General features: G+C 34.4%; 22 protein-coding genes. 17 read left to right on the forward strand and 5 right to left on the reverse strand.

Features of this window, described 5'->3' with window-relative positions:
- The 3 genes from purS to CIGNP109_RS01815 are packed head-to-tail and all read right to left on the reverse strand — an operon-like array spanning position 1 to position 2254.
- Positions 1-231, reverse strand: coding sequence for a phosphoribosylformylglycinamidine synthase subunit PurS (gene purS, locus CIGNP109_RS01805; RefSeq protein ID WP_086227970.1), 231 nt, complete (start codon positions 229-231; stop codon positions 1-3).
- Positions 232-251: 20 nt separating this feature from the next.
- Positions 252-965, reverse strand: a complete 714-nt coding sequence (gene purC, locus CIGNP109_RS01810) for a phosphoribosylaminoimidazolesuccinocarboxamide synthase (RefSeq protein WP_086227971.1) — start codon at positions 963-965, stop codon at positions 252-254.
- An 11-nt stretch (positions 966-976) separates the two neighbouring features.
- Positions 977-2254, reverse strand: a complete 1278-nt coding sequence (locus CIGNP109_RS01815; RefSeq protein ID WP_086227972.1) for a S41 family peptidase — start codon at positions 2252-2254, stop codon at positions 977-979.
- Between the two features lie 165 nt (positions 2255-2419).
- Between CIGNP109_RS01815 and CIGNP109_RS01820 the strand changes: the two genes are divergently transcribed.
- Entirely contained in the window at positions 2420-4993 is a 2574-nt protein-coding gene (locus CIGNP109_RS01820; protein ID WP_086227973.1) for an ATP-dependent Clp protease ATP-binding subunit, read from the forward strand.
- 50 nt (positions 4994-5043) lie between these two features.
- Here the strand turns inward: CIGNP109_RS01820 and CIGNP109_RS01825 are convergent, their stop codons facing one another.
- Both CIGNP109_RS01825 and rseP read right to left on the reverse strand, forming a co-directional pair.
- The gene (locus CIGNP109_RS01825; RefSeq protein WP_086227974.1) at positions 5044-5664 is read right to left on the reverse strand and encodes a YggS family pyridoxal phosphate-dependent enzyme; all 621 of its coding nucleotides are present in this window, start codon (positions 5662-5664) and stop codon (positions 5044-5046) included.
- 1 nt (position 5665) lies between these two features.
- The gene (gene rseP / locus CIGNP109_RS01830) at positions 5666-6772 is read right to left on the reverse strand and encodes an RIP metalloprotease RseP (protein WP_086227975.1); all 1107 of its coding nucleotides are present in this window, start codon (positions 6770-6772) and stop codon (positions 5666-5668) included.
- A 130-nt stretch (positions 6773-6902) separates the two neighbouring features.
- On the opposite strand from rseP, the gene rpe reads away from it, so the two are divergent.
- The 16 genes from rpe to CIGNP109_RS01910 all read left to right on the forward strand — a co-directional run bounded on the left by rpe (position 6903) and on the right by CIGNP109_RS01910 (position 20305).
- On the forward strand, positions 6903-7544 hold the full coding sequence (gene rpe / locus CIGNP109_RS01835) for a ribulose-phosphate 3-epimerase (RefSeq protein ID WP_086227976.1): 642 nt from the start codon (positions 6903-6905) through the stop codon (positions 7542-7544).
- Positions 7545-7559: 15 nt separating this feature from the next.
- Positions 7560-8372, forward strand: a complete 813-nt coding sequence (locus CIGNP109_RS01840; protein WP_086227977.1) for a 3'-5' exonuclease — start codon at positions 7560-7562, stop codon at positions 8370-8372.
- Between the two features lies 1 nt (position 8373).
- A complete protein-coding gene (locus CIGNP109_RS01845) occupies positions 8374-8994 on the forward strand; it encodes an NlpC/P60 family protein (protein WP_086227978.1) in 621 nt (206 codons plus the stop codon).
- A 9-nt stretch (positions 8995-9003) separates the two neighbouring features.
- Positions 9004-9531, forward strand: coding sequence for a rhomboid family intramembrane serine protease (locus CIGNP109_RS01850; protein WP_086228111.1), 528 nt, complete (start codon positions 9004-9006; stop codon positions 9529-9531).
- On the forward strand, positions 9528-10316 hold the full coding sequence (locus CIGNP109_RS01855; protein ID WP_086227979.1) for a ferritin-like domain-containing protein: 789 nt from the start codon (positions 9528-9530) through the stop codon (positions 10314-10316). Before CIGNP109_RS01850 ends, CIGNP109_RS01855 begins: the two co-directional genes overlap by 4 nt.
- Positions 10313-10798, forward strand: a complete 486-nt coding sequence (locus CIGNP109_RS01860) for a SixA phosphatase family protein (RefSeq protein WP_086227980.1) — start codon at positions 10313-10315, stop codon at positions 10796-10798. The genes CIGNP109_RS01855 and CIGNP109_RS01860 overlap by 4 nt, the downstream gene beginning before the upstream one ends.
- Positions 10799-10896: 98 nt before the next feature.
- The gene (locus tag CIGNP109_RS01865; RefSeq protein ID WP_086227981.1) at positions 10897-13089 is read left to right on the forward strand and encodes an NADP-dependent isocitrate dehydrogenase; all 2193 of its coding nucleotides are present in this window, start codon (positions 10897-10899) and stop codon (positions 13087-13089) included.
- 3 nt (positions 13090-13092) lie between these two features.
- Positions 13093-13992, forward strand: a complete 900-nt coding sequence (locus CIGNP109_RS01870) for a lactate/malate family dehydrogenase (RefSeq protein WP_086227982.1) — start codon at positions 13093-13095, stop codon at positions 13990-13992.
- 197 nt (positions 13993-14189) lie between these two features.
- Positions 14190-14495 carry a 4Fe-4S dicluster domain-containing protein gene (locus CIGNP109_RS01875; protein ID WP_086224495.1) on the forward strand — a complete coding sequence of 102 codons (306 nt, stop codon included), beginning with the start codon at positions 14190-14192 and terminating at the stop codon, positions 14493-14495.
- Between the two features lie 9 nt (positions 14496-14504).
- Complete coding sequence (locus CIGNP109_RS01880; protein ID WP_086224496.1) at positions 14505-15626, forward strand: 2-oxoglutarate synthase subunit alpha; 1122 nt, start codon at positions 14505-14507, stop codon at positions 15624-15626.
- A gap of 2 nt (positions 15627-15628) precedes the next feature.
- Entirely contained in the window at positions 15629-16474 is an 846-nt protein-coding gene (locus CIGNP109_RS01885; protein WP_086227983.1) for a 2-oxoglutarate ferredoxin oxidoreductase subunit beta, read from the forward strand.
- Positions 16471-17025 carry a 2-oxoacid:acceptor oxidoreductase family protein gene (locus tag CIGNP109_RS01890; protein WP_086227984.1) on the forward strand — a complete coding sequence of 185 codons (555 nt, stop codon included), beginning with the start codon at positions 16471-16473 and terminating at the stop codon, positions 17023-17025. Before CIGNP109_RS01885 ends, CIGNP109_RS01890 begins: the two co-directional genes overlap by 4 nt.
- 122 nt (positions 17026-17147) lie before the next feature.
- The gene (locus CIGNP109_RS01895; RefSeq protein ID WP_086227985.1) at positions 17148-17633 is read left to right on the forward strand and encodes a flavodoxin domain-containing protein; all 486 of its coding nucleotides are present in this window, start codon (positions 17148-17150) and stop codon (positions 17631-17633) included.
- Between the two features lie 24 nt (positions 17634-17657).
- The gene (locus CIGNP109_RS01900) at positions 17658-18281 is read left to right on the forward strand and encodes a trimeric intracellular cation channel family protein (RefSeq protein WP_086227986.1); all 624 of its coding nucleotides are present in this window, start codon (positions 17658-17660) and stop codon (positions 18279-18281) included.
- A 3-nt stretch (positions 18282-18284) separates the two neighbouring features.
- The gene (locus tag CIGNP109_RS01905) at positions 18285-19439 is read left to right on the forward strand and encodes an aminotransferase class III-fold pyridoxal phosphate-dependent enzyme (RefSeq protein WP_086227987.1); all 1155 of its coding nucleotides are present in this window, start codon (positions 18285-18287) and stop codon (positions 19437-19439) included.
- Entirely contained in the window at positions 19436-20305 is an 870-nt protein-coding gene (locus tag CIGNP109_RS01910) for a fumarylacetoacetate hydrolase family protein (protein WP_086224502.1), read from the forward strand. Before CIGNP109_RS01905 ends, CIGNP109_RS01910 begins: the two co-directional genes overlap by 4 nt.
- Positions 20306-20345: the final 40 nt, after the last annotated feature.

The raw sequence follows: 20345 nt of genomic DNA on the forward strand, positions 1-20345 counted from the left end.
TTAGCCTTTTAGAATCTCATAATCTTCTATAACTGTATTTGCTAGTAGCTCTTCGCACATATTTTTAATCTGTTCATTAGTAGTGTTATCACTTAGGTCTAAGATAATTTGTTTGCCAATTCTTACATCATCTACGCCATTAAAACCAAGACTTTCTAAAGCGTGTTTAGTAGCTTTACCTGCTGGGTCTAATACGCCATTTTTTAGATATACATTTACAATTACTTTCATCATTTATCCTTTAAATTTAATTATGATAATATTCTACGCAAAACCTCTTCATAGGCTACTTTTACATTACCTAAATCTTGTCTAAATCTATCTTTATCCATCTTTTCACCAGTATCAACATCCCAAAATCTACAGCTATCAGGACTAATCTCATCAGCTAGCAAGATATTTCCATCTTTATCAATACCAAATTCAACTTTAAAATCAACAAGTTTTAACCCTTTTGAAGCAAAAAATGGTTGAAGAACAGAGTTAATTTGTCTACCTAAATGGCGTAAAGTTGCTAAATCTTGTTCGCTTTGTACGATATCAAGTAAAATTGCGTGTTCATCATTAATTAGCGGATCGCCTAGTGCATCATCTTTATAGTAAAACTCAACTAAAGTAAATGGTAATACTGTAGCTTCTTTTATGCCTAGTCTTTTGCTAAGACTACCAGTGGCGATATTTCTTACTACTACTTCTAATGGAATGATTGAGCATTTTTTGACTAGTTGTTCAGTTTCATTTATACTTTCAACAAGTGCAGTTTTTATACCATTTTCTTTTAAAAGTTTAAATAGTGCGGTTGAAATTTTATTATTTAGCGCACCTTTTCCTGCTTCGTTACCCCTTTTTTCAGCGTTAAATGCTGTTAGATCATCTTTAAATTCAGCTATTAATAGCTCATCATTACCCTTAACACTCCACATTTTTTTACCTTTACCTTCGTAAAGTAATTCTGATTTTTCCATACTTTTTCTCCTTACTTGATGTTTAAAATTTTTATGGAATCTACTGCAGTTTTTAACTGAATATCATCATAAATTTGTTTTTGAGTTATTATGTTTTTGTTGTTTGTCTCTTTTTTCTTATTTTTTGGTTCAATTTTATCTAATTCACTCTCTAAATGTTGCTTTAAATCAGCCTCTTTGATATTAAATCCACTCTCATTATTTGGCACTTTACCAGGATATACCACTATATCTGGAGTTACGCCGACTGCTTGGATCGTTCTACCACTTGGGAGATAATATCTTGCTACTGTTAATCTTAGAGCCTCTTTTTTATCTACTGGCATAATGACTTGGACACTTCCTTTGCCAAAGCTATTTTCACCAATTACTACAGCTCTTTTTAGATCTTGCAATGCTCCACTGACTATTTCACTAGCACTAGCACTTCCACCATTTATAAGGACTGCTAATGGAGCGTTTGTTATGAAGTTGCCTTTTTGTGCTGAGTGGATCTCATCTTCATTTTTGTCTCTACCTTTTTGAGAGACTATAACGCCACTTTCAACAAATAAATTTGTAAGCCCAACAGCTTGATTTAATAAACCACCTGGATTATTTCTAAGATCTAGAATAATGCCTTTTGCTTTTGGATATTTTTTGATAAATTCTCTAGCTTTTTTGGTTACATGTTGGTCAAAATTTGTAACCCTTAAATATAGGATATTTTCATCTTCAATCATTTTGGCTTGAACTGATTCTACGGTGATTATATCTCTTATTATATTTAGATCAAATGGCTTTTTTTCGCCTTGTCTTACGATAGTTATTTGTACAGGTGTATTTGGTTTGCCACGCATTTTATTTACAGCTTCATCAATTGTGATATTTATAGTAGATTCGCCATCTATTCTTAAAATTACATCGCCAGATTTCACCCCGGCTTTATAAGCTGGAGTATCATCTATTGGTGCAATTACAGTTAAAGCTCCATCTTTAATTCCTACAGTAATACCAAGTCCTCCAAATTCGCCTTTAGTTTGAATTTGCATATCTTTAAATGCTTTTTCATCTAAATATCCAGAATGAGCATCTAGGTTTGTTAAGAGTCCAGATATGGTTTTATCTACGATTTGGGTAAAATTTATATCATCTACATAGTATTTTTCTACTACGGCTATTGTTTTGGTTAGCTTTGATAGGGCTTCTATTCTACTATCTTGGGAGGTTTGAGCATTTAGGGCAATAGCACTAGCAGCCATCACGCTTACAAAACCAGATAGTTGTAAAATTTTACTACTTTTCAACATATAACTCCAAAAAATTAAAATCAACAATTTTACCCAAAAATATATTAATTTAAAGTAAAAAATATTAATCAAATTAAATCTAAATTGGATTAAATTTGGCCAAACCTTGACAAATATAGACTAAAGTTATATAATACCACTCATATAAAGTTTAAGGAGAAAAATATGGCAAATATATTTAATGAACTCACATCAATGAGTCAAGATTTAATCGATAGCGCAATATCCTTAGCTATCGGAAACAAAAATCCACAAGTCGTGCCTTTACATATGCTTTGGGCTTTAAGTGCTGATAGCAACTCACTCTTAAACCAAATTTTAAATAAGGTAAATGTGAGCAAAGAAGCCTTGGTTTTGGATATCAAAAGCCACGCTGATAAACTGCCGCAAAGCTCAAATGTATCAAAAAACAATATCCAAATTTCAAATGAATTAATAGATAGCTTTGAGCGTGCTAAGGCTGTAATGATAGGATTGGGGGATAAATTTATAGCTGTTGATAGCTGGATAATTGCGAATTTAGATAGTGAGCCTATGAGGGGAATTTTGTCTAAATATATTGATCTATTAGAGATTAAAAAAGAGTTAGAGTTAATGCGTGGTGGCAAGAGTATCGATACGCAAACCGCTGATGAAAATTTAGACTCTTTAAATAAATTTGGAATTGATTTAACTAAAAAAGCCGCTAGCGGTGAGCTAGATCCAGTAATCGGTAGAGATGAAGAGATTACAAGAATGATGCAAATTCTAATTAGAAAAACTAAGAATAACCCGATATTATTAGGTGAGCCTGGAGTTGGTAAAACCGCTATTGTAGAGGGCTTGGCTCAACTAATTGTCAAAAAGGCAGTCCCTACAACCTTGGCAAATAAAAGAGTAATAGCTCTTGATATGAGCGCTTTAATTGCTGGGGCCAAATATAGAGGTGAGTTTGAAGATAGATTAAAAGCGATAATTGATGAAGTCAAAAAAGCTGGAAATATAATCTTATTTATAGATGAAATTCACACAATAGTAGGCGCTGGAGCTAGTGAAGGCTCTATGGATGCTGCTAATATATTAAAGCCAGCTTTAGCTCGTGGAGAGCTACACACAGTTGGGGCTACAACGCTAAAAGAGTATAGAAAATATTTTGAAAAAGACGCCGCTTTACAAAGGAGATTTCAACCTGTAAGTGTAGCAGAACCAAGTGTAAATGAAGCACTTCAAATACTTCGTGGGATAAAAGATAGATTAGAAGTCCATCATAATGTAAGCATCACAGATAGTGCTTTAGTAGCAGCAGCAAAGCTAAGTCATAGATATATTAGTGGTAGATTTTTGCCTGATAAGGCAATTGACCTTATAGATGAAGCGGCCGCAGAGTTAAAAATGCAAATTGAGAGTGAGCCTTTTGAGCTAGCTAAGACTAAAAGAGAGATTGAGACTTTAATAGTCGAAAAAGAGGCTTTAAAAATGGAGAGCGAAGATAAAAATAGCGATAGGTTAAGTGAGATAGAAAAAGAGATAGCAAATTTAAGCGAAAAAAGAAGCTCATTAGAGATGAAATTTAAAAATGAAAAAGATGTATTTGACTCAATTAGCAAGAGTAAAAAATTGATAGATTCTTTATCTATTCAAGCTGATGAATATCAAAGAAAAGGCGAATTCGAAAAGGTCGCCGAGCTAAGATATAGCCAAATTCCACAAGCTCAAAAAAGCATTGAAGAGCTAGAATTAAAATGGAAAGAGATGAAAAAAGATGGAGTTTTACTACGAAATGAAGTAGATGAAGATATGGTAGCTGGAATTTTAAGCAAATGGACAGGAATCCCAGCTGGCAAGATGCTCACAAACGAAAAAGAGAGATATCTAAATATAGAAAAACATCTCAAAGATAGCGTAATAGGTCAAGATGAAGCCTTACACGCACTATCTAGGGCTATTAAGAGAAATAAAGCTGGCCTAAGTAGCCAAAATCGCCCGATCGGTAGCTTTTTATTCCTTGGACCTACGGGCGTTGGTAAGACTGAGAGTGCGAAGGCGTTGGCGAAATTTCTTTTTGATGATGAAAAAGCGATGATAAGATTTGATATGAGTGAATATATGGAGAAACACGCCGTTAGCAGACTTCTTGGCGCACCTCCTGGATATGTGGGATTTGAAGAGGGCGGACAGCTCACTGAAGCAGTTAGACGAAAACCATATAGCGTGATTTTGTTTGATGAAGTTGAGAAGGCTCATAAGGATGTATTTAATATCTTGCTTGGAATTTTAGATGATGGTAGGGCTACTGATAGCAAGGGCGTAACTGTGGATTTTAAAAACACAATTATCATTTTAACTAGCAATATCGGCTCATCGGCGATTATGGAATTAAATGGCAAAGAGAGAGATGATGCGGTTAAACTTGCTTTAAAAGAGTATTTTAAACCCGAATTTTTAAATAGATTAGATGATTGCGTGATATTTAATCCACTTGGTCAAGATGAGTTAAGCAAGATTGTAAAAATAATGTTTAAAGAGCTTGAGAGTAAGCTTTTGGCTCGTGGGATAAAATCACAACTTAGTAGCGAAGCTATAAATTTAATCTCTCAAGCTGGATTTGACCCTGTATATGGTGCTAGGCCACTTCGCAGAGCCTTATATGAGCTTGTAGAAGACCTTGTGGCTGATATGATCTTAAAAGATGAAATCATAAGTGGCGATAGCATAAAAATTGACGCTAAAGATGATCAAATCATCATAACCAAAGATTAATATCTTAGCTTGTTAGATGATACAAAAATCATCTAACAAAGTCTATAAATTTATCTATACAAAATTGTCCCAAGCCTAACCATATTAGACCCGCACTCTATAGCTAGATTAAAGTCCCCACTCATTCCCATTGAGCAGATTAGCGCTCCTTGTGGCTTTAATTTATCAAATATATTTTTAGTTATATCAAAACTTCTTTTAATCTCATTTTCATCTTCGCTATTAGCGCCTATACTCATCACGCCTATTAAATTTAAATTCTCACATCTATTTTGTATATCTTTATAAATTTCTATAGCATCACTAGGATCGACACCTTGCTTGCTCTCTTCTTTGGCTGAGTTTATCTGAAGCAAGGTATCAAGCTTATAATTTAGCCTTTTATTAACTTCAAGTGCTATCTCTAAGCTATCACAGCTTTGCCACAAAGCTGGATGAAGTGATATAAGCTGATTTATCTTATTGCTTTGTAAGCGACCGATAAAGTGCCACTTGATATCTAAATTTGAGAGGATTTCGCTCTTTCTTTTTAGCTCTTGGACTCTATTTTCACCAAATTCTCTAAGACCTTGATTATATAGCGATATTACCTCATTTTGGGTTACATTTTTGCTTACAGCGATTAATCTTGCCCTACCATTAATCTGGTTTAAAATAGTATCTAAACTCATCTTACTCTCCTGCTAATCTAACTATATCATTGATAATAGTAAATATCATCAAAGCAAATAACAACGCCATAGAAGCGTAGCTAAGCCCTACAAAAACACGCTCATTTACCGCTCTTTTAAATATCATCTCATATAGATTAAAAACTATATGCCCGCCATCTAAAACTGGAAGCGGAAGCAAATTTAATATACCTAAATTCACAGATATCAAAGCTACTATTATTAAAAGCACAGATATGCTGATTTGACTAGCTTTTGTAGTGATATCAGCCATTGCGACTATACCGCCCATTTGGTCTATAGGGACTACGCCTGTGATGAGCTTTTCTAATCCTTGATAGATTAGAGTTGAGGCATTAATCGTCTCATCATAGGCAAATTTAATGCTATCAAAGCCTCTATTATATATGGTTGTTTTCTCGCCACTTGGTGTTATGCCAATTAATGGAGTGGTTATATTCTCGCCAAATATATTTTTGGTTTGAGAGAGTTGCGGGGTTAGTGTTATATGAAGCTCATTTTCACCACGCTTAATAAGTATATCTGTAGGATTAGTTGTGATATGCTTTTTTATCTCATCCCACTCCTTAATTTTAACCCCATTTATAGCTAGGATTTTATCATTTTTTTCTATATTAGCACTTTGTGCGGCTGAATTTGCCAATGTGCTACCAATAATAGGTGATAATCTCTCAACACCGATAAATCCAAGCATTATATATAGTATAAAAGCTAATAAGATATTAAAAAACGGCCCAGCAAATAAGATTATAATTCTTTTTAATGGGCTTAGTGTGTTATAACTATCGCTATCATAATTTTTCTCTTTTGGATTTGTATCATCTTGACCTTTTAGCTGAACATATCCACCAAGTGGTATAGCGCTTATACAATAGATAGTATTGCCCAATTTTTTGCTATAAATTTTCTCTCCAAAACCGATGCTAAAAGTCTTTACAAAGACACCAAAGTATTTAGCAGCCAAAAAATGCCCAAGCTCATGAAAAAATATTAAAAATGATAGCGACAATATGGTGATACCAAAATGTACTCCCCAATACCAAAAACTAGCTATTAAAAGTATTAAAACAAAGATTAAACTTCTCAAATTCTACCTTTATAAAAAATTATGTTAAAATTGCGTAAGTATAACAAAAAATCTACAATAATATACAATTATAAAGGTAATTTTATTAAAATTTGAGTAAAATACCCCACTTAAATAAAAAAGGTAGAAAATGTATGTAGCTCCAAGTATTTTATCAGCGAATTTTGGAGAGTTAGCTAAAGAGATTAAGGCTGTTTGTGAGGCTGGGGCTGACTTGATACACATAGATGTTATGGATGGCCACTTCGTGCCTAATCTTACAATCGGCCCACTTGTAGTAGAGGCAGTAGATAAGGTATCTACAAAGCCACTTGATATTCATTTAATGGTAGAAAATGTCCCATTTTTTGTAGATCTATTTTTGCCTTTAAAACCTAAATTTATAAGCTTTCATATAGAAGAAGAGAAGCATCCATTAAGGCTTATTGATCATATCCGTAAAAATGGAGTAAATCCCGCTATAGTGCTCAATCCCCACACACCTGTTAGCTCTTTAAAACATATCATAGATGAAGTTGATATGGTGCTTTTAATGAGTGTTAATCCCGGTTTTGGCGGACAAAAATTCATCCCTTCAGTCTTACCAAAGGCTATGGAATTAAGAGAGTTAATAGACTCACGAAATGCTAAATGTATGATAGAAGTAGATGGCGGAGTAAATGGTCTAAATGTAGCTGATCTAGATGCTGCTGGTGTGGATATTGTCGTGGCTGGAAGCTTTGTCTTTGGTAGCAATGATTATGCTGGGGCGATAAGAGCGTTAAAAATTTAATAATAAAGAGCAAATTTGAAAAACAAATTAGATAATTTTATAGATTTATTAGCCAAAACTAATCTTAATTATCACGATTTTATACAAAAAGCAAATGATATAGATGAATTAGCTGATATTATAGAGCCTAAAAATTTAGCCGATTGGCGGCTTTTGGGTCTTGAGCTAGAGCGTTTGGATAATGGTAAAATCGTTATGCCAACTAGATTTAGAGATTTTAATGAACAGGTGTTTTGTATCGTTGATATTGAGACAAATGGTGGGATAAAAAGCGGTCAAATCATCGAAATAGGTGCGGTTAAAATCCAAGGTGGCAAGGAGATTGATAGGTTTGAGACGCTAGTTTGGGCTAGTGAAATTCCGCAAAATATCAGTGAATTAACTGGAATTTATCAGCTTGATTTAGTAGATGCTCCGCATTTGGCAAATGCTCTTGAGAGCTTTAGGCTATTTTTGGCTGATTCTGTATTTGTAGCGCATAATGTTAAATTTGATTATGATTTTATCAGTATTAGCTTAGCAAAGCTTGGGTTTGGAATGCTCTTAAATCGCAAGATTTGCACCATTGATCTAGCTAGAAGAACGATAGAGTCAAATAGATATGGCCTAGATACACTTAAACAAATTTTAGGTATTGATAATGCTCATCACAGAGCCTTAAATGACGCAATCGCAGCGTGTGAGATTTTCAAAGAGTGTATCAAAAGGGTGCCGTGGCATGTCCAAAGCGTAGAAGATCTCATACTATTTAGCAAAACAGCAAAGACGCTAAAAACTCCAAATATAATAGAACAGATAAGTCCACCTAAAACAGATTTAAGAGGTTGATATGAGAGTTGCTATTTTATTTGTTTTTGCTATGATTTTTAGTGGATGTAGCTCTAAAATTTTAGAAAAAAATACTCAAAATAGCACTCATATTAAGATAGAAAATAGTATTAAAAATAGTGAATATACTCTAAATTTAAGCAAATATGTAGGCAAAAAATCAGCCGATTGCTCATCATTAGTTACAACCATAAATAGAAAAAATAATAATATCTACTCTCTAAGAGATCTAAGCTTACATTATAGCAAGGATGGTCGTCGCTCTCAAGCTATCTATAATCTTTATAAGAGTAAAAATCAGATAAATTACCAAAACGCATCGCCTGGAGATCTAATATTTTTTAACAACACAACCAAATCCACAAAAAACAAAACTAGCCACAATATTACTCACATAGGAGTTGTAAAAAAGATAAAAGATGATGGAACAATCGTTTTTTTACACAATCTTAAGGGTAAAAACATATTAAGCGTGATGAACTTAAACCACAAAAATTCACATCAAATTGATGGTAAAAAAGTAAATGCATATATAATAGCTAATTGTAAAAATATAAATTGCTTAGTATCAAATAGATTTTCTGGCTTTGGTAAAATCAGCCAAGATATAGCGGTGAAATAGTTGGTTGATATGAGAAATTTAGGAATTACAGCAGCGGTAATAGCGTTAAATTGTGCGATATATTTTTTAGAATATTTTGTCTATAATCCTTATGAATTTAGTATATTTTTTGGTCTTAATGAGCTATTTTTTGCTGGGGCGTATTGGCAGATTCTTACATCTATGTTTATCCACGGCTCATTTATGCATATTTTGATGAATATGATAGTGCTTTATCAATTTGGGATGATATTAGAGAGATATTTAGGGTGGATTAAATTTGGTATTTTATATATCTTTGGTGGGATTATAACTGGATTTTTAAGCCTTGGATATCTAGCTTTTGAGAGTGTGAATTTAGTCGGTGCGAGTGGGGCTATATCGGTATTGCTTGGATTTTTAGCTTGTATTGATAAATTTAATCGTAAAGGGCTTATAATAGTTATATTATTAGTTAGTTTTGCGCCGCTTTTGATGGGGGTTAGTGTAGCGTGGTATGCTCATTTGATAGGATTTGGCGTGGGATATTTGGCTGGATTTTTAAAGGTATTTAGATGAGATTTTTTGACGAGATTTGGGAGTGCTTGAACTCTTGTGATTTGGAGCAAAAATTTTTTAAATTTAGCCAAATTTATAGCAATTTTCATAGTTGTGATATGAACTTTAATAGCGATATTTTTAAGCTTAGTGCGCCTAGTTATTCTAAGATTTGCTCTATAAAATCTATGAAAGAGATAAAGCAAAAGCACACTAATGAGGCTTTTTTACACTCAATTGCTCACATTGAGTATAGTGCGATTGATATTGCTTTGGATGCTTGCTATAGATTTAGAAATTTACCGATGGAGTATTATCTTGATTGGTTAGAAGTAGCTAGTGATGAGATTAGACACTTTAGGATGATATCTGATAAGATGGAGTCTTTAGGGGTAAGATATGGTGATTATATCGTCCATGATGGATTATTTATCGCTCTAATCAAAACCCAAAATTCACTCATAAATCGTATGGCGATTCTACCTAGATATATGGAGGCCAATGGCCTTGATGCTAATCTTTTTATGATGGAAAAATTAGCTTTAAATGGCGATAGAGATGGTATTTTAGAGATATTAAAAGTAATCCATAAAGAGGAGATAGAACATGTCAAAAAGGGTGATAGGTGGTTTAAATTCGCTTGTAAAATAGCAAATGTAGATCCAAATTCATGGATTGAAATAGTACGAAAATGCTATCCAAAGGCATTTGAAGCAAAAAGAGCACTAGATATAGAGCATAGATTATTAGCAGGCTTTAGCAAAGCTGAACTTGATAGAATTCAAAAATTTCAGGAGAGAGCATGAAAACTATATATTTTATTCGCCACGCAAAGGCTAAAAAAGTTGCCGCTACTGACTTTGATAGGGCGTTAAGCTCTAAAGGCAAAGAGGCTGCAAAAGTGATGGCCGCTAGGCTAAAAAACAAAAATATCTTACCAGAGCTTATTATCTCTTCACCAGCTAAGAGAACGGCCAAAACGGCTAAAATCGTCGCTAAAAATATAAATTTTAGTGGTAAAATTCAGTTTGAAAACTCACTTTACGAGGCCACAACGCAAGATTATCTAAATATCATAAATCATATTGATAGTTCTTTAAATATCGTATTCATCGTAGGTCACAACGATACTCTAACTCAAATTTGCGAGATTTTAAGCGACAGCCATATCGGCGATATCCCTACGGGTGGAGTTTTTGGTATTGAGTTTGATGTGGATGAGTTTAAAGATATAAGGGCTAAAATTGGGCGAGTTTTGCTCTTTGACTACCCAAAAAAGATTGAATAAGCTTAAATTTAGATTAATTATAAAAATTATTTATAGTTTAATGGTTTAATTTAGTTAAAAATTGATAAAATAAGAAAAATTTTAAATAAAGGACATAAATGGCAGATATAATCTACACTTACACAGATGAGGCGCCAGCATTGGCTACTTTTTCACTTTTTCCTGTTATTAAGGAGTTTTTAAGTCGTGGTGGTATCAGTATAGATACTATGGATATTTCATTAGCTGGTAGAATTTTGGCTAATTTCCCTGAAAATTTAAAAGATAATCAAAAGGTGCCAAATTATCTAGAAATCCTAGGCGAAATGACCAAAGAAAAAACAGCAAATATCATCAAACTTCCTAATATTTCAGCATCACTTCCGCAGCTCAATGCGGCTATTGCGGAGCTTCAATCAAAAGGATTTAATGTACCAAACTATCCTGAAAATCCATCCAATGAAAAAGAGATTGATATTAAAGCAAGATACGCTAAAGTTTTAGGAAGTGCGGTAAATCCAGTTTTAAGAGAGGGTAACTCAGATAGAAGATGCGCTAGTGCCGTCAAAGCTTATGCCAAAGAATTCCCACATAAAAATGGTGCTTGGGATAGCACTATTAAAACAAGAGTAGCATATATGGATAGTGGGGATTTTTACGGCAATGAAAAATCTGTAATAGTCAAAGAACCAACCGAATTTAAAATCGAATTTACAGACAAAAATGGCAACACAAAACTATTAAAAGATGGTATAAAAGCAGCCGCTGGCGATGTGATTAGTGCTACATTTATGAGTGTTGCTAAACTAGATAAATTTATCGCTAAAACCATAGAAGAAGCCAAAAAAGAGTCTTTACTCTATTCAGTCCATCTAAAAGCCACAATGATGAAAGTAAGCGATCCGGTTATGTTTGGTCACTTTGTGAAAGTATTTTTCGCTGAAATATTTGATGAGTTTGGAAGTGAGTTAAATTCAGTTGGCGTGGTGCCAAATAACGGCTTAAAAGATCTATTTGCTAAAATAGAAAACTTGCCTATAAAAGACAAAATCATAGCAAAATACAATGAAATTTTAGACAAAAACCCAGATTTAGCAATGGTAGATAGCGATAAAGGAATTACAAATTTACATGTCCCAAGCGATGTGATAATAGACGCTTCAATGCCAGCAATGATAAGAAATAGCGGTAAAATGTGGGATAAAAATGGCAAAACAGCCGACACTTTAGCAGTAATCCCAGATCGCACATATGCGACAATTTATGAAGCGACAATTGATGATTTAAAAGCCAATGGAGCGCTAAATCCAGCAACTATCGGTAGCGTATCAAATGTAGGTTTGATGGCGAAAAAAGCAGAAGAGTATGGTAGCCATGATAAGACATTTATAGCTAGCGAAGATGGCAAATTTATAGTGAGTAGCACAAATGGCGATAAAATGGAATTTGAAGTTGAGAGTGGCGATATATTTAGAGCTATGCAAGCAAAAAGCGAAGCGATTAAAGATTGGATTAAACTAGCGATCAATAGAGCCAAAGCCACACACTCAACCGCGATATTCTGGCTAGATAGTGCTAGAGCACACGATGCTAGTATGATCCAAATAGTAAATTCAGAGCTTAAAAATTATGATCTAAATGGCCTAGATATTAGTATCGCAGCCCCAACTGAAGCGATCAAAAAATCAATCTCTATAATACGAACCGGCAAAGACGCTATTAGCGTTACAGGTAATGTATTAAGGGATTATTTGACAGATTTATTCCCAATTTTAGAGCTTGGAACGAGTGCGAAAATGCTCTCAATAGTCCCGCTTTTAAATGGAGGTGGTTTATTTGAAACTGGTGCTGGTGGAAGTGCCCCTAAAATCGCTCAACAACTAATAGAAGAAAATCACCTTCGCTGGGATAGCTTGGGTGAATTTTTAGCTCTTGGTGCGAGTTTGGAACATTTAGCTAGCGTAAGCGGTAAAAAAGAGGCCACAATACTAGCTGATACTTTAGATAAAGCAATTGTAAGCTACCTTAAAAATGACAACTCACCACGCAAAAATGTAGGTGAAAATGATAACCGCGGTAGCCACTTCTATTTAGCGCTATACTGGGCTAATGAACTAGCAAAAAGCGATCTAGCGCCTAAATTTGCTGGTATAGCAGCTGCTTTAAATGAGAATAAAGCTAAAATTACAGATGAGTTAAACGGCTCTCAAGGAAACAAGGTAGATGTCGGTGGATACTATATCTTTGATGATGCGAAGGTTTCAGCAGTGATGAGACCAAGTAGTATATATAACGAATCTTTAAAGAAATAAGTTGTGAAAATAGCAATAATAGGTGCCGGAAATGTAGGAGCTAGCATAGCTAGTCTTCTCATTTCTAAGCAGATGTGTGATGAGATAGCACTCATTGATATCAATCAAAATTTAGCTAATGCCAAAGCAATTGATCTATCACAAATGTCGATTGCTTTGGGTTTAGATATTATGGTAATTGGTGGTAATGATTATAAGCTTTTAAGTGATTTTGATATTGTTATCATCACAGCTGGAGTAGCTAGAAAAGATGGCCAAAGTAGGGCTGAACTTGCTAAAATTAATGCTAATATAGTAGCTCAAGCATCTAGTCAAATCGCCAAATTTGCCCCCAATTCCACTATAATTGTCGTTACAAATCCACTTGATATAATGGTATATGTAGCATTTAAAGCTAGTGGATTTAATAGAAAAAAGATTATTGGAATGGCCGGAGAGCTTGATAGTGCTAGACTTAAATTTGCTTTAAAAAATCATCTACAAAAGAGTGTAACTGACTCAAAATCTTGTGTAATAGGTATGCATAATGATAATATGATATGCTTGGTTGATGAAAATTTAAGTATAGATGAATATGAAAATATCAGATCTCAAACCATAAATGGCGGAGCTAAAATAGTTAAATTGATGAATACATCTGCATTTTATGCGCCAGCAGCTGGGGTTATAAATATCTGTCAAGCCTTAATAAATGAGGACTCCAAGGTGCTTAGTTGCTCGGTTTTGGATGATAATTTGATAGCTTTTAGTCGTTTGGTTAAAATTTCAAAAGATGGCGTAAAAGAGATTTTAGAGCTGAATTTAAAGCCAAAAGATAGAGAAATTTTAGATAAAAGCATAGAAGAATTTATAATTTATATTAAAAATATTAATATAAATGGTGCTAATATTAACTTTAGCTAAAGATAAAATTTTAGTTTTTTTATTTATCTATTTTATTAACTTTTTTCAGATAAAGTTTCGTAAAAAGTTTTTAAATTTAGTTTTGCGTTTGGCAAAATTTAGGTATTTGGATGCTTGATTTTTCAAGCAATTAAGTCGCTACAATTGTAGCTTGAAATTTGATTTAAGTTAGACTTAAATTTAATTAGGAGATAGTAATGATAGAACAACCGCTTAATACAGCTGTTTGGGTCGATGAGAGTAGGTGTAAAGCTTGCGATATTTGTGTAAGCTATTGTCCTGCTGGTGTTTTAAATATGAAAGAAGATATCCACGCTATTCAAGGAATGATGATAGAAGTTAGCCATCCAGAGTCATGTATCGGCTGTAGGGATTGTGAGCTTCACTGCCCTGATTTTGCTATTTATGTGGCTGAAAAGGGATTTAAATTCGCAAAACTTAGCCCTGAAGCTAAGGAGAGAGCAGCCGCAATCAAGGCAAATCATTTTAGGAAAGTTAATTAAGGATATAAAATGAGAGAGTTAATAACAACAGGAAATGCTTTAGCAGCAAAGGCAGCTATCGAGTGTGGCTGTAATTTTTTTGGTGGTTATCCTATTACCCCATCAAGCGAAATCGCACATGAATTAAGCGTAGCACTACCAAAAAGCGGTGGTAATTTTATCCAAATGGAAGATGAGATCGGTGGTATATCAGTAGCACTTGGTGCTAGTATGACTGGAGCGAAGGCTATGACAGCAAGCTCAGGCCCTGGTATTTCGCTCAAAGCTGAACAAATCGGCCTTGGATTTATCGCTGAAATTCCTTTGGTAATCGCAAATGTAATGCGTGGTGGCCCATCAACTGGTCTTCCAACTCGTGTGGCACAAGGTGATATTTTACAAGCTAAAAGCCCAAGCCATGGGGATTTTTGCTCTATTGCAGTAGCGCCAGGAAATTTAGATGAAATTTACACTGAAACAGTAAGAGCATTTAATCTAGCAAATAGATTTAGCACCCCTGTATTTTTACTACTTGATGAGACTATAGGTCATATGCAAGGCAAGGCTACTATACCAGATGTTAAAGATTTAGTAATCGAGCCTAGACGAGAATTCAAAGGCGATCCAGCAGAGTATAATCCATATGAAGCCAAAGAGGATGAGCCAGCTACGCTAAATCCATTTTTCAAAGGTTATCGCTATCACATCACAGGCCTACATCACGGCCCTACAGGATTCCCTACAGAAGATGGCAAAATAGTTGATTATAATATCAAAAGATTATTTAATAAAATTCACGCCCACCTAGATGAAGTGATAAAATTTGAAGAGTATAAGCTAGAAGATGCTGATATTTGTATCATTTGTTACGGAAGTGTGAGCTTAGCAGCTAAAGAAGCGGTAGATAAACTTCGAGATGAAGGTATAAAAGTAGGTATATTTAGACCTATTACTATATGGCCAAGCCCAGAAGCTAAAATCAAAGAGATATGCTCTAAATTTAAAAATATTTTAGTAACTGAGCTAAATATGGGACAATATCTAGGCGAGATACAAAGATGTGCTTTAAGAGATGATTTTAAAACACTATTAAAAGCAAACGGCAGACCGATTAGCCCGAGTGAAATTATTAGCAAAGTCAAGGAGTTTTAATTATGGCTTTTAATTATGATAATTATTTAAGAACAAGCAAAATGCCAACACTTTGGTGCTGGGGTTGTGGTGATGGTGTAATTTTAAAAAGTGTTATCCGTGCTATAGATGCGATGGGATGGAATATGGATGATGTTTGCGTGGTAAGTGGTATCGGATGTAGCGGACGCTTTTCAAGCTATGTTAATTGTAACACAGTCCATACAACTCACGGCCGTGCGATCGCATATGCTACAGGTATCAAACTAGCAAATCCAGATAAGCATGTAATAGTAATAACTGGTGATGGCGATGGCTTAGCAATCGGTGGTAATCATACAATCCATGGATGTCGCAGAAATATAGATATTAATCACATTTTAATTAATAACTTTATTTACGGCCTTACAAACTCACAAACAAGCCCTACAACTCCACAAGGCTTTTGGACTGTTACAGCTCAATGGGGAAATATAGATCCAAATTTTGACGCTGCTAAATTAGCAACAGCAGCCGGTGCGACATTTGTCGGTCGTGAGACTGTAATTAACCCAACTAGAATAGAAAAAATGTTAATTGAAGGGTTTAAACACGAGGGTTATAGCTTTTTTGATATATTCTCTAACTGCCATATAAATTTAGGTAGAAAAAACAAAATGGGCGAAGCTACTCAGATGGTTAAATGGATAGATGAGAGGACTTTACCTAAGGCTAAATTTGAAGCATTAAGCGATGAAGAGAAAAAAGGCAAATTCCCTACTGGTGTGCTATTTAAAGATGAAAATCGCATAGAGTATTGTAAAGCATATGCTAAGGTTAAAGAAGCGGCTCAAAATAAGACAAAAGTGAATTTTGAGGAGATAATATGAGTTTAACAGAATTAAGATTTGTCGGTGTTGGTGGTCAAGGTGTTATATTGGCTGGAGAGATCTTATCAGCGGCTAAAATTGAAGCTGGCGGATATGGGGTCAAGGCCTCAACATATACTTCTCAAGTTCGTGGTGGCCCAACAAAGGTTGATATAATTTTAAGCGATGAAGAGATCAAATATCCATATGCTAATGAGGGCGAAATTTGCTTTATGCTAGCAACTGCTCAAAATAGCTATAACGCATTTAAAGATGGTGTCAAAGAGGGTGGTATAATCGTAGTAGAGCCAAATTTGGTTAAGCCTAGCGAAGAGGACAAAAAACGCTGGAAAATCCATGAAATTCCTATCATCTCAATTGCCAAAGATGAAGTTGGAAATGTGATTACTCAAAGCGTTGTCGCTCTTGGTGTAGCTGTTAAATTCACAGGCGTTATGGATGAAGAGATCGTAAGAAATAAGATGTTAAGCTCAGTTCCAGATAAGGTAAAAGAAGCAAACAATAAAGCTTATGATCTAGGACTTGCATACGCTGCTAAATGTATGCAATAATCTTCACAAACCAAAGCCTAATTATTGGCTTTGGTTGCTCTTTATGTTAATACAATTAAGCAAATTTTAGAGTTTGCTTTGATATAATTTAGCCTTTAAATTCAACTCTTAAAGGAAATAAAATGGCAAAAGTTGGTATAGTATATGGCTCAAATGCCGGAGATACTAAGGTTGTAGCAGAGTATATAGGTCAGAGTTTTGATAGTGAAGTAATTGACGCAAAAGATCTTACGATTGATTTTTTAACTAAATATGATAAGTTGATTTTCGCAGCTTCTACACATGGCCATGGAGAGCTACAAAAAGATTTTAAAGCTAAATTAGATATCATTAATGAAGCTGATTTTGGCGGTAAAACTCTAGCTTTGGTAGGTGTAGGCGGACAGGTTAAACATCCTACGACATTTCTTGATGGTTTAGTAGAGTTTTTACCATTAATTCGTGGTGCTAGGCTTGTAGGTGCTACTGATATTGATGGATATGCGTTTAAAAATTCACTATCATTTATAAATGGCAAATTTATTGGTCTTGCGATTGATTATAAAAATGACAAAGATTGGCAAACTAGAGCTGATAAATGGATTGAATCTATTAAATCCGAATTCTAAATCTTATAAAGCTCAAAGTTAGCAATGGAAGCTTTTTTATTTGCAGAATATGTCGGTATAGCCTCAGCATCTTTGAGCGGTTTTTTGTTTGGAATACGCAGAGGCTGTGACTGGCTAGGCGTATTTTTAGCAGCATTTTTAACTGCACTTGGCGGGGGATTAATTCGTGATATTATCGTGGGTCGCCCTGCATATTCTTTTACACATTATATTCCTGTTTGTATTGTATTGGCTGTTATGATTTTGGCGTTTTTACTTAAATTTCACCAAAAAGATAGAAATAATCTAGATAAAAAATTTATATTTATTATGACTGATGCAGTAGATGTAGTAAGCTTTTCTATTGTTGGGGCTATTGTATCTTTGGAATTTGGGCTTAATATTTTTGGTGTGATTATGGTGGCGTTTTTTAATGGTGTTGGTGGCGGAATTATAAGAGATATGCTATTAAATGAGGTTCCGTGGTTTTTAAAAACTGGATTATATGGTACGATTAGTATGGGTGTTGGAGCGATTTATTATATAATGCATCTAGCAGGACTAACTAATATTTATTGTATTTTTGTGTTATTTACATTTGGTGTTACATGGCGGCTTGTAGCATACTATAGAAATTGGAATTTGCCGCAAATTCACTATAAGGATTAATTTATGCTAATGAATAACTATTCTAGAGCCGATGTGGGCTTTGTGCGTGGAGATGGTGCTATTTTATGGGATGATAGTGGTAAAGATTATATAGATTTTGCTAGTGGGATTGGGGTTTGTGCTTTAGGTCATAGCCATAAAGGTGTAGCGAAAGTGGTCGCAAAACAAGCCAAAACTCTCTTGCACACTTCAAATTTATATAATGTCGCCCCACAAACCAAACTTGCTAATAAGATATCAAATTTGCTTGGTGGTGGATATGAGTTATTTTTTGCTAATAGCGGTGCTGAAGCAAATGAGTGTGCGATAAAATTAGCTAGAAAATTTGGTTTTAGCAAGGGCAGAAAAAGCGAGATTATCAGTCTCAAAAACTCATTTCACGGCAGGACAATCGCTACTTTAGCGATGACAGGGCAGGATAAATTTCATCCAGATGAATTTGGTGCTTATCCAGATGGATTTAAATTCTATGATAGCATAGATGATATTATCGCAAATTTAAATGAAAATACCGCAGCTGTGATAATAGAGCTAGTTCAAGGTGAAGGCGGGATAAATCCACTTGATAAGGATAAAGTTCAAAAGTTAGCTAAAATTTTAAATCAAAAAGATATCTTACTAATTACTGATGAAGTCCAGTGTGGCGTCTATCGCACAGGGGAGTTTGTTACCTCTAAGCTATATAATATCACACCTGATATCATCACATTTGCCAAAGGGCTTGGTAATGGTGTGCCAATTAGTGCGTGTGCAACTAGAAAATCTATATTTTCGCCAGGAGATCATGGTAGCACCTTTGGTGGTGGATTTTTGGTTACAGCTGTATCAGAGTATGTCTTAGATAAGTTGGATGAGCTTAAAAATAGTGGAAAATTGGATAAAATAATAGCTAAATTTGAGAATAAAATAGACAAATTAATAGAAGAAAATAGCGATATTTTTCTTAAAAGAGTAGGTATTGGCTTGATGCAAGGTGTAGTCCTTAAAGATCCAAATTTACTATCTCAAATCGTATCAAAAGCTTTAGAAAATAGGGTTTTGGTCTTAAGATCTGGCGATAGAACGCTAAGATTTTTACCACCACTAAATTTAAGCAAAAAAGAGATGAAAGAGGGCTTTATAAGACTAAATTTAGCTATAAATAAGGCTAAAAAATGAGGCTAATCACCTATAAAAAAGATGAAAATATAAAGCTTGGTATATTAAGTGCAAATAACCGCATAATTGATATTAGTTATGCTGGAATAAATAAAAAGGATATGAACGAATTAATCATCACACTAAGTCAAGATGAACGTCAAATTTTAGAAGACCTTAGTACAAAAACAGGTGGTGAACCATATGACAGTGTAGAGATTTTAGCACCAATATTATCGCCTCTTCAAGATATTATTTGTCTTGGAATTAACTATATGGAACACGCTAAGGAGTCTTATAGGTTTAAAAAGATTGAATTTGATGGCAAAAGAGAATTTCCTGTATATTTTGGAAAACGAGCAAATTATATTTTAGGTGATGGGGCAATATTCCCAAGTCATAGTCATATTACACAAACTTTAGATTATGAGGTTGAGTTGGCACTAATAATTGGCAAAGACGCAACTAATGTAGCGCAAAATAGGGCGCTAGAATATGTTTTTGGATATACAATTTTAAACGATATCAGCTCACGAGATATCCAAAATCGATATAAGCAGTGGTATTATGGTAAAAGCCTAGATGGCTCAACACTTATGGGGCCATGGATTGAGACTAATCTAGATATATCAAATTTGAAAATAACTTCTAGAGTTAATGGGGAATTGCGTCAAAATGCAAATACTGCTGATATGATTTTTGATGCAGCATATGTAATAAGTGATTTAAGTGCTGGAATGACACTAAAGGCTGGAACGATAATTTCTTTAGGTACACCAAGTGGTGTTGGAATGGGTTTTACTCCACCAAAATATCTCAAAAAAGATGATATTGTAGAGTGCGAAATCGAAGGGATTGGCGTATTAAAAAACATAGTCGGCAAATAAGCAGTTGGGATATTTAAGCAAATTTAAAATATAATACAGA

Source organism: Campylobacter sp. P0109 (assembly GCF_002138755.1).
Classification (GTDB): Bacteria; Campylobacterota; Campylobacteria; order Campylobacterales; family Campylobacteraceae; genus Campylobacter; species Campylobacter devanensis.